The sequence below is a fragment of the Bradyrhizobium sp. genome (genome assembly GCF_049519115.1).
In the GTDB taxonomy this organism is placed as follows: Bacteria; Pseudomonadota; Alphaproteobacteria; order Rhizobiales; family Xanthobacteraceae; genus Bradyrhizobium.
In genome coordinates this window covers 107,127-121,278 of sequence record NZ_JBEKRB010000019.1, presented here as the reverse complement: position 1 = coordinate 121,278, position 14,152 = coordinate 107,127, and the positions used below count along the sequence as shown (strand labels likewise).

Genomic DNA, 14,152 nt, shown 5'->3' with positions numbered 1-14,152 from the left:
GCGGCTTCACTTCAGCGTCGAGGTCAGCGCGGCTGAAAACGCCTCGTCGGTGCGGTCGAGACGCAGCGGCGTCACCGAGACATAACGCGATGCCAGCGCCCACAGGTCCGTACCCTCGGCCGGAACATCGACCTTGGCCAGCCGTTCAAATCCGATCCAGAAATATGGATTGCCGCGGCCGTCGCGCCGCTGGTCGATTTTCAAGAAGCCCAGATTGCGCTTGCCCTGCCGGGTCACGCGCACCCCGGCAACCTCGTCCGGCGCGCAAGCCGGAAAGTTGACGTTGATCACGGTGTCTTTCGGAACGCCGGCGTCGATCACCTTGCGCAGGATCGCGGGGCCGAATTTCAGCGCGGTGTCCCACAACGGCTTTTCGCGTGTCTCCACCGAAAACTCCTGCGACAGCGCAAAGGAAGGCAGGCCCAGGATCGTGCCTTCGAGCGCGCCAGCGATGGTGCCGGAATAGACGACGTCCTCGGCGACATTGCGGCCCTTGTTGACGCCCGAGAGCACGAGATCCGGCAGCTTCTGGCCGAGGATGTGGCGCGCGCCCATGATGACGCAGTCGGTCGGCGTGCCCCGGACCGCAAAATGGCGGGGGCCGACTTCACGCAACCGAAGTGGGTCATTGAGCGACAGCGAATGCGAAACGCCGGACTGATCGAGTTCCGGCGCGACCACCCAGACATCGTCGGACAATTCGCGGGCGATCTGCTCCACGATCTTCAGGCCCGGCGCGTGGATGCCATCGTCGTTGGTACATAAAATTCGCATCGCTCGAGCGGCCCTCTCTATCGCTTGTGCCGTCTTATCCGGCTATGGGGCGTGACGCAAACCCGTTGTTTTTACTATGGGTTTTGTTCGGCTGCCCTGGCCTTTCGGGCACACGGTTATCAGGACGATCGATTGTCCTGCCGATCGGCGACCGGTGTGCGGATGCGCCAGACCGGCGTGAGCTTGCCGCCCAATCCCTCGAACCGCATATCGAAGTTCGGCGCCGCCGGCTTCATGGAAGGTTCCGGAACCACGATCGGCTGCGGCGGCGGAGCCGGTTTAGCCGGTGGAGGCGGAGCCGACTTGACCGGTGGAGGCGGAGCTGGCTGAATTTCTAGCGGCGCCGCCGGCTTTTTTGGCGGCGTCCATCCGGGCGGCTCGGGATAGTATTTGCGGGCAACGGCGACGGCTTTTTCAAAGTCATCGGTATTGACCCATTTCTCGGCGCGAACGGCCTCCTGCACGCCGTCGTCCCATAGCCGCGCCCCTTCGATGTCGAACTGGCTCTTCTGCTTCTGATTACAGGCCTGGATGCCATGGCCCGTGACTGCCCATTGTTTGCCCACCCAATAGATGTCGCGGTGCAGGGCCATCGGCTGTCGTCATTTTCCGAAAAATGTACTTGAAAACATACTTGCACATAATCGGAAACCGAGATTACCCGCGCGCGCAGCCTTCGCAACTGCGATCACGCCTCGCGCCGAAACAAATCGCTTGGTGTGGTAGAAACGAACTTCGAAAAACTGAGCCGCTAGCGGCGTGGATTTGCCATTCGCAAAAGTGGCCGCTGAGAAGCGATGCGAATGTTAAAATCGGACCACTAGCGGTCGGACGAGACGACCTTGGCGCCGCCCATATAGGGCTGCAGCACGTCAGGCACGGCAATCGAGCCGTCGGCCTGCTGGTAGGTTTCCATCACCGCGATCAGCGCGCGGCCAACCGCCGTGCCCGAGCCGTTGAGCGTGTGTACGAAGCGCGGCTTGCTGTCGGGCCCGCGATAGCGCGCGTCCATCCGCCGCGCCTGAAAGTCGCCGCAGACCGAACAGCTTGAGATTTCGCGGAACGCGCCGCCCTCGCCCTGCCCGGGCATCCATACTTCGATGTCGTAGGTTTTTTGCGCGGAGAAGCCCATGTCGCCCGCGCACAGTGTCATGACACGGTAGTGCAGGTCGAGCCGGCGCAGCACTTCCTCCGCGCAAGCGAGCATGCGCTCATGCTCGTCCTTGCTAGTTTCGGTTGTGGTGATCGAGACCAGTTCAACTTTCGTGAATTGATGCTGCCGGATCATGCCACGGGTATCGCGCCCGGCCGCACCGGCTTCGGCGCGAAAGCACGGCGTCAGCGCCGTCAAGCGCATCGGCAATTCCTTGTCGTCGACGATGGATTCGCGGACGAGATTGGTCAGCGACACCTCAGCCGTGGGGATGAGACCCAACCGTCCACTTCGCAAATTTTCTATTCCGTCCTCATCGCTGGCGGCCGCGAGCAATTCGCCCTTGATGGCCCAGAATTGATCGTCTTCGAATTTCGGCAATTGCCCGGTGCCGAACATCACCTCATCGCGCACGAGCAGCGGCGGATTGATTTCGGCATAGCCGTGCTCGTTTGTGTGTAGATCGAGCATGAATTGTCCGATCGCGCGCTCTAGCCGCGCCAGACCCTTCTTCAATACGACAAAGCGCGCGCCGGATAATTTCGCCGCCGCCTCGAAGTCCATCTGGCGAAGAGCTGTTCCGAGATCGTCATGCGGCTTTGGCGCGAAGGCGTAGCTGCGCGCCTTGCCGAACACGTGGTGTTGCACATTGCCGTGCTCGTCCACACCGTCAGGTACTTCATCGAGCGGCAAATTGGGAATTGCGGCCAATTCTTTTGTAAGTTCTTGGTCTGCCGCCTTTGCGGACGCTTCGAGCTGCGGCATCTTGGTCTTGAGCTCGGTCACCTCTGCCATCAGCTCATTGGCTCGGGCATCGTCTTTTGCCCTTTTCGCATCACCGACTTCCTTCGACGCAGCATTGCGCCGCGCCTGCGCTTGCTCTGATGCTAAGATCAGATGGCGGCGACGTTCATCGATCCCGATCAACTCGACGGCTCTTGGCGGTAGCCCACGCCGTCCGAGCGCTTGGTCGAACGCGGTTGGATTTTCACGTATCAATTTGATGTCGTGCATAGCTTACTTCCCGCCGTGACCGGGCTTGTCCGGCCATCCACGTCTTTGCTGCGTTAGACCAAGTCGTGGATGCCCGGGTCAAGTCCAAGCATGACGAATCGCAAGCAGCGTTTGGACGATCATAAAGAAATGTGGCCGAAGCGCCCTACTCCGCCGGTGTCGGATCGGGCGGCGGGCTCGCGGGAGGTGGAGTGGGCGTGGTCGTCTTGGCCGCGGCAGCCTTCTTTTCCACGATACGCACCGCCCAGATCGAGCCTTCGTACAGCAGCAGCAGGGGAATCGCGAGCGAGGCCTGGCTCAGGACGTCGGGCGGGGTCAGCACGGCGGCGATAATGAAGGCGACCACGATGAAGTAGCGCCGTTTATCGCGCAGTTGCTTGGACGTGATGATGCCGATCCGGCCCAATAGCGTCAGGATCACCGGAAGCTGAAAGGCGATCCCGAAGGCAAAAATCAACGACATCGTCAGCGAGAGAAATTCGCCGACCTTCGGCAACAACTGGATCTGCGCGGTCTCGGGTCCTCCCAACTGCTGCATGCCGAGCGAAAAACGCACCAGCATCGGCAGCACCACGAAGTAGACCAGCATCGATCCCAGCACGAAGAAGAACGGGGTCGCGACCAGATACGGCACGAAGGCGTTGCGCTCGTGCTTGTAAAGGCCGGGCGCGACAAAGGCGTAGATCTGCCCGGCCACGATCGGAAACGAGATAAAACCGGCGCCGAACAGCGCAAGCTTCAACTGGGTCAGAAAATATTCCAGCAGCGCCGTGTAGATGAACTTTGAATTTTCCGGGCCCGCGACCCACACGAAGGGCCACACCAGCACGTTGTAGATTTGCTTGGCGAAGAAGAAGCAGAAGATGAAAGCGACGCCGAAGCCGAGCAGCGCCTTGATCAGCCGCGAGCGCAGCTCGATCAGATGATCCATCAATGGCGCTTTGCTGGCCTCGATATCGTCGTCGCTCATGACGCTTTGGCATCCCGCGGGGCTTCGGTCTCAACCGCGGCCGAATGCCCGTCCGTCGCATGCGCATCCGGTGTCGCAGGTTGCGGCTGACTTTCCGGAGCGATCACCAGCGGCTCCGAAGCCGGCGCTTCGGCCGACGACGTCGTGGTTTCCGAACTCGCGGTTGCTTCGGTCGATGAGGCGATCTCGGAGGAAGCCGTCTCCGCAGCTGCGGCCGGCTTGTCGCTAATATCGAGAGCGGAGCTGACGTCCTTCTGAAGCGAGGTCATGACGTTGCCGCCCGCAAACCCGCTCGCGGCTTCCTTGACCTCGTCGAAGCTCTTCTTGAGGTCGGCCATTTCGGCCTCGCGCATCGCTTCCTGGAACTGGCCCTGGAATTCGCTGGCCATCTTGCGCGCCTTACCGACCCATTGCCCGACCATGCGCAGAACGCCCGGCAATTCCTTGGGGCCGATGGCAATCAGCGCGACGACGGCGATGACGGCGAATTCACTCCAACCAATATCGAACATGAAAGCTTCCGCTCACGCGAGGCCCAACGTCTTGCTAGATCGAGACTGGGCCGCCCGCGTCTTTATTCCACCGGTCTTGATTTCACCGGCTTACAATGCGCCCGGAAGCTCAGACCGCTTTGCTGCCGACGTCAGTCCGCGCCGCTTGCGGCGAAGCGGTGTGGTCGATCGACTTCACCGGCTCGCTCTTGTCGGCCACTTTGTCGTCGTCCTGCATGCCCTTCTTGAAGGCCTTGATGCCCTGGGCGACGTCACCCATTAGGTCGGAAATCTTGCCGCGACCGAACAACAGCAGGACGACCCCGATCACGACGATCCAGTGCCAAATGCTCAACGAACCCATCCTGCAACCCTCCAAAACACGCGAAATGCGGGCCCTTTCGGTCCCGAATTATCCTCCAGCGAACGTAGGCTCAAGAGGTGCCGAAAACAAGGACTTGGGCCGCGTAAAATCCGCCTGACGCGGCTGACCGTTAACGCACAGCGGGGAATTTCGCACCGGGCCGATGAGTCGGCTCGGAAACGGCTTATTGGCTTCCGTCCGGGTTTCCTCGGTCGTTCCCTAGGTCGGTTTCAGGTTCGACCGCAGGCGCCAAAGCCAGTTCCAGATCGCCGGTTTCCAGCGGGTCTTCATCCTCGCGCAAAGCCGGATCATCCGAAGGCGTGGGAACATTGAAACCGGACGGTAGCCGCGAGTCCAAGAGGCCTGTTCCCTTCAGTTCCTCAAGTCCCGGCAAGTCGCTTAGCGCTTCCAGGCTGAACTGCGATAAAAAGGCTTCCGTGGTTCCGAAAGTCAGCGGACGTCCGGGGGTCTTGCGACGGCCGCGCGGCCTGATCCACCCCGTTTCCAGCAACACGTCCAGCGTTCCCTTTGACGTCATGACGCCGCGGATCTCTTCGATCTCGGCGCGCGTGACCGGCTGATGGTAGGCGATGATGGCCAGCATCTCGATCGCCGCACGCGACAGCCGTCGCGTTTCGGTGCTCTCGCGCGTCATCAGCCACGACAGATCGCCGGCGGTGCGGAACGTCCATTTGTTGGCGATGCGAACCAGATTGACGCCGCGCGAGGCATAGTCCGCCTGCAGCTGCGCGAGGGCGACCTTGATGTCGACACCATCGGGCACGCGCTTGGCAAGCGTCGCCTGATCAAGCGGCTCGGCGGAGGCAAACAACAGCGCCTCCAGCAACCGCAGCTCTTCGGGCCGCGCTTGTGGATTATCGGCCTGCTCCTCGGCGTCGGCTACGCGCTTTTCCGCCAGGCTCGGCATGGCACCATCTCCCTCTTCCACTTACTCACTCAGTGTTCGCCCGGCGCCGCGGCGTCGGGTGCAGGCTGCGGCGGACGCTTTCGAAAAAACAACGGGGCGAAGGCCTCCTGCTGATGCAGTTCGACCTGACCTTCCCTGACGAGCTCCAGCGCCGCAGCGAAGCTCGAGGCAAACACGGTGGCCCTTTGCGAGGGATCGACGACGTAGTGGATGAGAAATTCATCCAGACGGCTCCAATCCTCGGCCATGCCCACCAGCCGCTCCAGCGAGGCCCTCGCCTCGGCCAGCGACCACACCGTGCGCCGGGCCAGATGCACCGACGCCAGCACGCGCTGCTGGCGTTGCGCGGAATAGGCCGTGAGCAGATCGAACAAGGTCGCGGTGTATTTGGGATGGCGGATTTCCGCGATGGCTTCCGGAAAACCGCGCGGGAAAATATCGCGGCGCAATTGCGGGCGGTTCATCAGGCGGTTTGACGCCTCGCGAATACCTTCAAGATGACGGAGCCGGTTGGCGAGTGCGGTTGCCATCTCCTCGGCGCTCGGCCCCTCGGCCGTGGCAGGCTCAGGCAACAACAGCCGCGATTTGAGGTAGGCGAGCCAGGCCGCCATGACCAGATAATCGGCGGCAAGTTCCAGCCGGATCTTTCGCGCCGCCTCGATGAATTGCAGATACTGGTCGGCGAGCGCCAGGATCGAAATCTTGGCGAGATCGACCTTCTGCTGCCGCGCCAGTGCGAGTAGCAGATCGAGCGGGCCTTCATAACCCTCGACGTCGACAACGAGTGAGGGCTCGCCGTCGGCCAAATCGGCCGGACGGCCGGTTTCGAACGAGAGGATTTCCGCGGTCATGCGCCTGCCGTCCCTGCTCTCTTCATCATCGCTTCCAGTTCGGCCCGCGCGAGCGCCTTGTCAAAGGGTTGCGGCGTCCCGCGCGATGCCAGCGCACGGCTGGCCCGCTGAAGCGTTTTCCCGGACAATTCCGGCGTCTCGGCGGCGACCTCGCGCATTTCCGCAAGGTTACCGTTGCAGTGGAGGACCGTGTCGCAGCCGGCAAGGAAAGCGGCTCTCGTTCGCTCCGCGATCGATCCGGAGAGCGCATTCATCGACACGTCATCACTCATCAACAAGCCTTGGAACCCGATCACGCCGCGAATCACCTGATTAATGATTGTCGCAGAAGTCGTAGCAGGATGGACCGGGTCGAGCGCGCTAAACACAACATGTGCGGTCATCGCCATCGGCAGATCGGCCAGCGGCCGAAACGCCGCAAAATCAGTCGTTTCGAGGTCCTTGCGGGGTGTATCCACGGTCGGAAGCCGCAAATGGCTATCCGCAGTCGCCCGCCCGTGGCCGGGAATGTGCTTCAGCACCGGTAAAATACCACCCTGCTCAAGCCCATTGGTCACGGCACGTGCGATCGCCGCGACTTTTCCCGGCTCGGTTCCGTAGGCGCGGTCGCCGATCACGGCATCGGCGCCGGCTACCGGCACGTCCGCCAACGGCAGACAATCGACGCTGATGCCGAGTTCCGACAGATCAGCCGCAATCAACCACGCGCTCAATCGCGCCGCCGAAAGCCCCAACGTCGGGTCGAGATCGTAAAGCTGGCCAAACAGCGCACCCGGCGGGTAGGCCCGCCAATGCGGCGGGCCAAGGCGCTGAACCCGGCCACCTTCCTGGTCAATCAGGACCGGAATGTCGCTGCGGCCGGCGCATGTCTTCAATTCATCAACCAGCCGAGCGACCTGCTCCGGCGTCTCGATGTTCCGCCTGAACAGGATGAAGCCCCAGGGACGCTCCGCCGCGATGAACGCCTGCTCGTCGGCGTTCACCGTGGTGCCGGCGATTCCAGTGATGAAGGCCTTGGTCATCTGGTGTCTTGGCTCTGACATTCGTACGTTGTCGCGGTGGGTTCGTTTACGAATGTCAGAGCTAAAAAGACATCAGCAAATATAGATTTCTAGTGGGGTTTTGGATTTGGCATTCGCGATGAGAAATCACGGCGACGGGCTGGCGAATGCCAAATCCACTCCACTGGTGCTCCGATTCCGAAGTTCGCAAGCTAGCGCGGCAGCCTAGCGCCGAATAGCCCGCTCCGGATCAGAGGGTCAAGCAAGAGCTGCTAGTTCTTCACTACCCAGCACTGACCGCCGGCGGTCGTGTAGTTGTGGCAGAACTGTGCGGCCTCGGCCGAGCTCCCGAAGGCAGGGCCAGCCCGATAGGTCACAGCGCCGGTCTTCGAATTGGCGCGCGCGACGACAGCCGACTGCGAGCCGAGCACGCTGGGGTATTTGCTTTGGAGGGCCCGATAGGAGTTCTGGGCATCAGCTTCGCTCGGCTGTGACGTCACCGAGACCAGATAGCTGCCACTGCCGGCTGCGCTCGGGGTGCCGGGGGCACTCGGAGCGGCCTGCACAGGGTTGGTGGCTGCGACCCGAACCGAAGGTTCTGCTGCGGCCGGGGCATCCGCCTGCGGCGACAGCGACATCGGTGCATTGGCATTGGCCGCATTGGGATTGGCGGCCGCCGTGCGGGTGCCCGCAGCGGCTGCACGGGGCGCGGGCTTGGCTGGCGCGGCCGGCGGTGCGGCGCCTGCCGGTGCGCCCGCGTCTGCCGCGTCTCCGCGGACCGAGAGCGTCCTGACCCGATGCGGCTCGTTATTCGAAAACGTCCCGTTCGGCGCACCGGCGGCAGGCGGCGTGCTCGGTGGCACGACACCCGTCGGCATCGGCATGCTGCCGTTCGGCGTCAGCGGCGGGAACACGACACGCGGGCCTGACCTGGCCGCGGGATCGATTGGTGTCTCCTCTCGGGAAACCATCTTTTCCATGCCGTCGCCCGAAGTCATCCGGTCAGGCACCTTCGATCCGCCCTCGGCGGGTGCGGGAATGATCTTGGTCGGCCCGGCATCGGCGCGGATGATCGGCGGCTCGCCGCTACGGGCCGAGCCGGTATAGGTACGATAGGCAAAAGCACCACCTACGCCGAATACCGCGAGCCCCAGCACGGCGACGACCGTGATCATACCGCCGCGGCGGCGCGGCTCTTCCACCGCTTCGAACTGGTCCTCTTCGTAGGCATAGCCGTCGTCGGTGTAAGCCTGATCGTGCTGAGCGCTCTGCGTCTGTGAATCCAAGCTGCCATAGAGCGCATCGTCGTAACGCGTCAGATCCAGCTCATGTGGCTCGTCCTCATGCAGCTCATGAGGGGTATCGGCAAACAAATGCGCCGGATCGTAGTCTTCCGGTTCGGCCGGAGGATGCGCCGTGGCGTAACGCTGCAATGGATGGACAGCGCTCGGATAGTCGTCCTGCGGCGGTGGCGGAGGAGCCTCTTGCCTCACCGCGCGCTGCATCCAGGAGGGCGGCGCGGGAGGTTGCTCCGGTTCAGGATCCGCATAGCTGTCGTCTTCGTAGTTGTCGTAGGACGGCGGCGGCTCGACCGGCCTTGCCTGGGGTTGCACCGTCAAATTGGCCCGGCCTATCGGCGGCCGGCCGCCGAACGGATCGTTCTGGCCGATCAGACGCGCGAGTTCGGCAAGAGGATCGCTTTCGGTATTGTCGGACGATCGCGCCCGCCCGTCGCGATCGTAATCGCCACCGGCAGGAAAGGCTCTGTCCTGATATCGATCCGCCATCGTGATGATGTGTCCCCTCAAGGGAAAGTCGCCAACCCGCTTTTCGCTACCGGCCCCCGCCGGCTGCCACTCTCAAAGTCACCCAGGAAGCGGCACTTCAGTCAGCGCATCTCGTTTGGCGCGCCGACGCCGAGAACCCCCAGGCCGGACGCCAAAACCGTGACAACGCCCTGTACCATTGCTAGCCGGGCCTTCGTCATCTCGGCATCATTATTGATAATAAAGCGTAAATAGGGCAAATCCCGCCCCTTCGTCCATAGCGCGTGAAATTCGCTGGCCAGATCATACAGGTAAAAAGCGATTCGGTGAGGCTCGTGGGCGGCGGCGGCGGCCTCCACCGTCCGGGGATAGACCGCCAGTTTCCGCAACAGGCTCAGCTCGGCCGTATCGGTCAGCCGCTCCACGGGAGCCGGCGCGAGATAGGCCAGCCGCGCCCCGTCCTCCTCGGGGAGGTCATGCAGTACCTCCTCGCGCGCAGTTCGAAAGATCGAGTGCCCGCGGGCATGACCGTACTGGACGTAAAAGACCGGGTTGTCGCGCGATTGTTCGATGACCTTGGCCAGATCGAAATCCAGCACCGCATCGTTCTTGCGGTAGAGCATCATGAAGCGCACGGCATCCTTGCCGACTTCATCGACGACCTCGCGCAGGGTGACGAAATCGCCCGAGCGCTTCGACATTTTCACCGGCTCGCCGTTGCGCAGCAATTTGACGAGCTGAACGATCTTGACGTCCAGCGCCGCCTGCCCGCTGGTCACGGCCTTGATGGCGGCTTCGACGCGCTTGATGTAGCCGCCGTGATCGGCGCCCCACACATCGACCAGATTGCGAAACCCGCGCTCGAACTTGTTCTTGTGATAGGCGATGTCGGAGGCGAAATAGGTATAGCTGCCGTCGGATTTGAGCAGCGGCCGATCGACGTCATCGCCAAAGGCGGTCGCCCGAAACAGCGTTTGCTCGCGATCCTCGTAATCGTCGACCGGCGCGCCTTTCGGCGGCGGCAGGCGGCCCTCATAGACATCGCCTTTGGCGCGCAGGAAATCGATCGTCTCCGCGACGCGGTTGTGGCCGCCTGCAACCAGCGACCGCTCCGAGAAGAACACGTCGTGTTTGATGTTGAGCGCGGCGAGATCGCCCTTGATCGCTTCCATCATCATCGCGATGGCTTTGGCGCGCACCGCCGGCAGCCACTCAGCCTCAGGCATCGCGAGAAGCGTCTTGCCGTGTTCCGCGGCCAGTGCCTGCCCCACGGGCTTGAGATAATCGCCCGGGTAAAGCCCTTCCGGAATCTCGCCGATGTCTTCGCCCAGCGCTTCGCGATAGCGCAGGAACGCCGAGCGCGCCAGCACGTCGACCTGGGCGCCGGCATCGTTGATGTAATATTCTCTGACAACATCGAAGCCCGCGAGCTGAAGCAGGCTGGCGAGCGCATCGCCAAACACCGCGCCACGGCAATGGCCGACATGCATCGGCCCGGTCGGATTGGCCGAGACGTATTCGACGTTGACCTTCTCGCCCGCCCCGACGGCGCTTTGGCCGAAAGCGTTGCCCTCGCCCAGCACTGACCGCAGCGCGTCGGCCCAGGCCGTGACCTTCAAAGTGAGGTTGATGAAGCCCGGACCGGCAATATCCACTGAAGCGACCAGATCGTCGGCGCGCAGCCGCCCGGCGACCTTTTCCGCCAGATCGCGGGGTTTGGCCTTCGCTTCCTTGGCGAGCACCATGGCGGCATTGGTCGCCATATCGCCATGGGTCGGATCTTTCGGCGGTTCGACCACGACGCGCGACAGATCGGCGCGCGGCCCAAGTTCCGCCGCGCAAACGGCGTGTACGCGCGCGAGCACCTGGGCGAAAAGATGTTGTTTCGAGGATGTATCGGCCATGGCCGCCGCCTAACGTAAATCCGGGGTCGAGTCAAAAAGCCGCTGATGTTCGGTTAGCGCGAAACGGTCGGTCATTCCGGCGATAAAGTTGCCGATCCGCCGCGCCCGTTCGGCCTCGCCTTCGGCGCGGTTTTCGGGCGGCAGCCATTCGGCGGGCATGGCGGCCGGATCGCTCTGATAACGTGCAAACAGATCGAACACGAGCTGTTCGGCATCGCGCATCACCCGCATCACCCGTTCGTGCCGGTACATCCGCAGCTTCAGGAATTTCTTGATCGCGGCTTCCGCTTCCCGCGTCTCGTCCGGAAAGACAATCAACGCCTCGTTTTGATTGCGAACCTCCTCGGCCGAGGAAGGCCGTGTCAGTTCCAGGCGGCGATGCGCCTCCATCATGACAGCGCCAATGAAATGGGAAATCAGTTCGCGCACCAGTTCGGCGCCGCGCCGGCTCTCGTCAAGGGTGGGATACTCGGCGTCGATTTCCGCGATGATGCGAGCGGTGAGAGGGATCTCCTTGAGATCGTCGATCGCAAACAAGCCTGCGCGCAAACCGTCATCGATGTCATGCGCATCATAAGCGATGTCGTCGGCAATCGCGGCGACCTGGGCTTCCAGCGATGAGAAACTCCACAATTCGAGATCGTAGGAGGCGACAAATTCGGCGATCCCGACGGGCACGCCCTGTTCGCGATAGGCGCCGACGGGACACCCGTCGCGCGCCGTCAGCGGACCGTTGTGCTTGACGATGCCTTCCAGCGATTCCCAGGTCAGATTCAGCCCATCGAATTCGGGATAACGATGCTCGAGCGACGTGACCACCCGCAGGGTCTGCCCGTTGTGGTCGAAGCCGCCATGGCCGCGCAGGCAGGCGTCGAGCGCCCGCTCGCCGGCGTGGCCGAACGGCGGATGACCGAGGTCGTGGGCGAGCGCCAGCGTCTCGGTCAAATCCTCATCGAGCCCAAGCTGGCGGGCCAGCGCACGGGCGATCTGGGCCACTTCCAGCGTGTGGGTCAGCCGGGTGCGGTAATGATCGCCTTCGTGGAACACGAAAACCTGGGTTTTGTGCTTCAGGCGCCGGAAGGCCGTGGAATGGATCACCCGGTCACAGTCGCGCCGGAACGGGCTGCGGGTCCGGCTCGGCGGTTCGGCGAACTCCCGACCACGGCTGCGGTCGGGATCGCAGGCATAGACCGAACGATGGGCAGCCATTCCTACCGACACGGGATATCCTGTCTTTAGACGGGCAAACCGGTTTGATTCCCCTGCCCGCAGCACTTAGCTATGATACGCCGGTTACCAGATAAATACGCCGTGCGCCTACGATCGGAGTTTTGACGATGACCACAGCCGTCACCATCAGCGAGCGGGCCGCCCGCCGCATCGGCGAAATCCTCAAAGTCGAGGGCGACGGCGCCATGCTGCGGATCAGCGTCGAGGGCGGCGGTTGCTCCGGCTTTCAGTATAAGTTCGATGTCGATCGTTCGCGTGCCGAGGATGATCTGGTGATCGCCCGCGACAGCGCGGTCATTCTGGTCGATCCCGCCTCGGTACCGTTCCTGGCGGGCTCGGAGGTTGATTTCGTTGACGATCTGATCGGCGCCTCATTCCGCGTCAATAATCCCAACGCGACCGCCTCCTGCGGCTGCGGCACCAGCTTTTCGATCTAAAGAAAGCTGACCTGAAAGAAATCTTGGGCCCGATGCGCATCGCCACCTGGAACGTCAACTCGGTTCGGCAGCGGATCGAAAATCTGATGAGCTGGTTGAAGGAGTGCTCGCCAGACGTGGTCTGCCTTCAGGAAATCAAATGCACCGACGACGCGTTTCCGCGGCTGGAAATCGAGAGCCTCGGCTACAACGTCGTCACTCACGGCCAGAAGACCTTCAACGGCGTCGCGCTGTTATCCAAGTATCCGTTCGAAGAGACAGCCTCGGGCCTCGCCGGTGACGACGAAGACGCCCATGCGCGATTTATCGAAGGCGTCGTGACACTCAAACAGGGCGTGGTTCGGATTGCGTGCCTCTATCTGCCCAACGGCAACCCGCCCAACACCGAGAAATATCCTTACAAACTCAAATGGATGTCGCGGCTTCTTGAGTACTCAAGGCAGCGGCTTAAAGCAGAAGAACCGTTGGTGCTGGCCGGCGACTTCAACGTCATCCCGATGGCGGTGGACGTCCATAATCCCGACGCCTGGGTCGGTGACGCGCTGTTTCGCCCCGATACCCGCGAAAGCTTTCAATCGCTGCTGGGTCTGGGCCTGACGGATGCGCTGCGCTCCGTCACCGATGCGCCCGGCCAATATACGTTCTGGGATTATCAGGCGGGCGCCTGGCAGAAAAACCAGGGCCTGCGCATCGATCATCTGTTGCTGTCGCCGCAGGCCAGCGACCGCCTCGTGGACGTCGGCATCGACAGCTATGTCCGCGCCTGGGAAAAGCCGTCCGATCACGTACCGGTATGGATCGATCTCGATCTGGAAGCAGCGTGAGGAGCCTCAACGCTCAAGTCGAAACGAGCATCTTCGCCATCGGATAGGATGCTGTCGTTCCGAATTTTCGCTGCGGCACCTCGGTATCCTCATAGCCGCGCGATAGGCAGAAGCGATGCGCCGTCTCGGTGCTGAGCAGCGCGGCCCGCGTTGCGCCGCGCGCGAGCGCCCTCGCCTCGAGCGCCTTCAGAAGCGCTGCACTCACTCCACCAAACCGGGCTTTGGGCGCTACGTAGTTCAGCGTGATCTCGCCATCGTCCTTGACCCCGCCAACGGCCAGAACTGCATCGTCCCCGATCGCGATCAGCAGCGAACGGCCGTTGCTACCGGCCACGCTGCAACATTCTCGGGCGTCTTGCTGGCGAGCCAGCGCGCCAGAATGTCGGGGTCTTGCATGTGGTCGGCGGTACAGAGTTCGGTGATCGAGGCGCGGAGCACGTCACAT

16 protein-coding genes are annotated in these 14,152 nt (G+C 62.4%); 2 read left to right on the top strand and 14 right to left on the bottom strand.

The features are described 5' to 3' along the window. Window positions 1-6: 6 nt before the first annotated feature. The 12 genes from surE to ABSE61_RS16740 all read right to left on the bottom strand — a co-directional run bounded on the left by surE (window position 7) and on the right by ABSE61_RS16740 (window position 12,437). A complete protein-coding gene (surE, locus tag ABSE61_RS16795) occupies window positions 7-774 on the bottom strand; it encodes a 5'/3'-nucleotidase SurE (RefSeq protein ID WP_423872249.1) in 768 nt (255 codons plus the stop codon). A gap of 119 nt (window positions 775-893) precedes the next feature. Further along, window positions 894-1,367 carry a hypothetical protein gene (locus ABSE61_RS16790; RefSeq protein WP_423872248.1) on the bottom strand — a complete coding sequence of 158 codons (474 nt, stop codon included), beginning with the start codon at window positions 1,365-1,367 and terminating at the stop codon, window positions 894-896. Window positions 1,368-1,594: 227 nt separating this feature from the next. Next, window positions 1,595-2,941, bottom strand: a complete 1,347-nt coding sequence (serS, locus tag ABSE61_RS16785; protein ID WP_423872247.1) for a serine--tRNA ligase — start codon at window positions 2,939-2,941, stop codon at window positions 1,595-1,597. A gap of 145 nt (window positions 2,942-3,086) precedes the next feature. Beyond that, complete coding sequence (gene tatC, locus ABSE61_RS16780; RefSeq protein ID WP_423872246.1) at window positions 3,087-3,911, bottom strand: twin-arginine translocase subunit TatC; 825 nt, start codon at window positions 3,909-3,911, stop codon at window positions 3,087-3,089. Next, the gene (gene tatB, locus ABSE61_RS16775) at window positions 3,908-4,423 is read right to left on the bottom strand and encodes a Sec-independent protein translocase protein TatB (RefSeq protein ID WP_423872245.1); all 516 of its coding nucleotides are present in this window, start codon (window positions 4,421-4,423) and stop codon (window positions 3,908-3,910) included. Before tatB ends, tatC begins: the two co-directional genes overlap by 4 nt. Before the next feature lie 109 nt (window positions 4,424-4,532). Next, window positions 4,533-4,766, bottom strand: coding sequence for a twin-arginine translocase TatA/TatE family subunit (locus ABSE61_RS16770; RefSeq protein ID WP_423872244.1), 234 nt, complete (start codon window positions 4,764-4,766; stop codon window positions 4,533-4,535). A gap of 184 nt (window positions 4,767-4,950) precedes the next feature. Next, on the bottom strand, window positions 4,951-5,694 hold the full coding sequence (gene scpB, locus ABSE61_RS16765) for an SMC-Scp complex subunit ScpB (RefSeq protein ID WP_423872243.1): 744 nt from the start codon (window positions 5,692-5,694) through the stop codon (window positions 4,951-4,953). Window positions 5,695-5,723: 29 nt separating this feature from the next. Then, complete coding sequence (locus ABSE61_RS16760; RefSeq protein ID WP_423872242.1) at window positions 5,724-6,545, bottom strand: segregation and condensation protein A; 822 nt, start codon at window positions 6,543-6,545, stop codon at window positions 5,724-5,726. Next, entirely contained in the window at window positions 6,542-7,588 is a 1,047-nt protein-coding gene (gene nagZ, locus ABSE61_RS16755; RefSeq protein ID WP_423872241.1) for a beta-N-acetylhexosaminidase, read from the bottom strand. The genes ABSE61_RS16760 and nagZ overlap by 4 nt, the downstream gene beginning before the upstream one ends. Window positions 7,589-7,818: 230 nt before the next feature. Then, window positions 7,819-9,333, bottom strand: coding sequence for an SPOR domain-containing protein (locus ABSE61_RS16750; RefSeq protein ID WP_423872240.1), 1,515 nt, complete (start codon window positions 9,331-9,333; stop codon window positions 7,819-7,821). A 101-nt stretch (window positions 9,334-9,434) separates the two neighbouring features. Beyond that, window positions 9,435-11,216 carry an arginine--tRNA ligase gene (gene argS / locus ABSE61_RS16745; RefSeq protein ID WP_423872239.1) on the bottom strand — a complete coding sequence of 594 codons (1,782 nt, stop codon included), beginning with the start codon at window positions 11,214-11,216 and terminating at the stop codon, window positions 9,435-9,437. Window positions 11,217-11,225: 9 nt separating this feature from the next. Beyond that, window positions 11,226-12,437 (bottom strand): deoxyguanosinetriphosphate triphosphohydrolase, encoded by a 1,212-nt coding sequence (locus tag ABSE61_RS16740; protein WP_423872238.1) that lies wholly within the window; start codon window positions 12,435-12,437, stop codon window positions 11,226-11,228. Between the two features lie 116 nt (window positions 12,438-12,553). Between ABSE61_RS16740 and erpA the strand changes: the two genes are divergently transcribed. Continuing rightward, window positions 12,554-12,883: an iron-sulfur cluster insertion protein ErpA gene (erpA, locus tag ABSE61_RS16735; protein ID WP_423872237.1), complete on the top strand. Its 330-nt coding sequence runs from the start codon at window positions 12,554-12,556 to the stop codon at window positions 12,881-12,883. A 32-nt stretch (window positions 12,884-12,915) separates the two neighbouring features. Next, window positions 12,916-13,707 (top strand): exodeoxyribonuclease III, encoded by a 792-nt coding sequence (xth, locus tag ABSE61_RS16730; protein ID WP_423872236.1) that lies wholly within the window; start codon window positions 12,916-12,918, stop codon window positions 13,705-13,707. A 13-nt stretch (window positions 13,708-13,720) separates the two neighbouring features. Here xth and ABSE61_RS16725 read toward each other — a convergent pair whose 3' ends face one another. Both ABSE61_RS16725 and ABSE61_RS16720 read right to left on the bottom strand, forming a co-directional pair. Further along, window positions 13,721-14,041, bottom strand: a complete 321-nt coding sequence (locus tag ABSE61_RS16725; protein WP_423872235.1) for a GNAT family N-acetyltransferase — start codon at window positions 14,039-14,041, stop codon at window positions 13,721-13,723. Further along, entirely contained in the window at window positions 14,011-14,145 is a 135-nt protein-coding gene (locus tag ABSE61_RS16720; RefSeq protein ID WP_423872234.1) for a hypothetical protein, read from the bottom strand. The genes ABSE61_RS16725 and ABSE61_RS16720 overlap by 31 nt, the downstream gene beginning before the upstream one ends. Window positions 14,146-14,152: the final 7 nt, after the last annotated feature.

Coding starts and splice junctions, on each gene's coding strand:
- surE (WP_423872249.1), bottom strand. CDS start 774: ATGCGAATTTTATGTACCAACGACGATGGCATCCACGCGCCGGGCCTG.
- ABSE61_RS16790 (WP_423872248.1), bottom strand. CDS start 1,367: ATGGCCCTGCACCGCGACATCTATTGGGTGGGCAAACAATGGGCAGTC.
- serS (WP_423872247.1), bottom strand. CDS start 2,941: ATGCACGACATCAAATTGATACGTGAAAATCCAACCGCGTTCGACCAA.
- tatC (WP_423872246.1), bottom strand. CDS start 3,911: ATGAGCGACGACGATATCGAGGCCAGCAAAGCGCCATTGATGGATCAT.
- tatB (WP_423872245.1), bottom strand. CDS start 4,423: ATGTTCGATATTGGTTGGAGTGAATTCGCCGTCATCGCCGTCGTCGCG.
- ABSE61_RS16770 (WP_423872244.1), bottom strand. CDS start 4,766: ATGGGTTCGTTGAGCATTTGGCACTGGATCGTCGTGATCGGGGTCGTC.
- scpB (WP_423872243.1), bottom strand. CDS start 5,694: ATGCCGAGCCTGGCGGAAAAGCGCGTAGCCGACGCCGAGGAGCAGGCC.
- ABSE61_RS16760 (WP_423872242.1), bottom strand. CDS start 6,545: ATGACCGCGGAAATCCTCTCGTTCGAAACCGGCCGTCCGGCCGATTTG.
- nagZ (WP_423872241.1), bottom strand. CDS start 7,588: ATGTCAGAGCCAAGACACCAGATGACCAAGGCCTTCATCACTGGAATC.
- ABSE61_RS16750 (WP_423872240.1), bottom strand. CDS start 9,333: ATGGCGGATCGATATCAGGACAGAGCCTTTCCTGCCGGTGGCGATTAC.
- argS (WP_423872239.1), bottom strand. CDS start 11,216: ATGGCCGATACATCCTCGAAACAACATCTTTTCGCCCAGGTGCTCGCG.
- erpA (WP_423872237.1), top strand. CDS start 12,554: ATGACCACAGCCGTCACCATCAGCGAGCGGGCCGCCCGCCGCATCGGC.
- xth (WP_423872236.1), top strand. CDS start 12,916: ATGCGCATCGCCACCTGGAACGTCAACTCGGTTCGGCAGCGGATCGAA.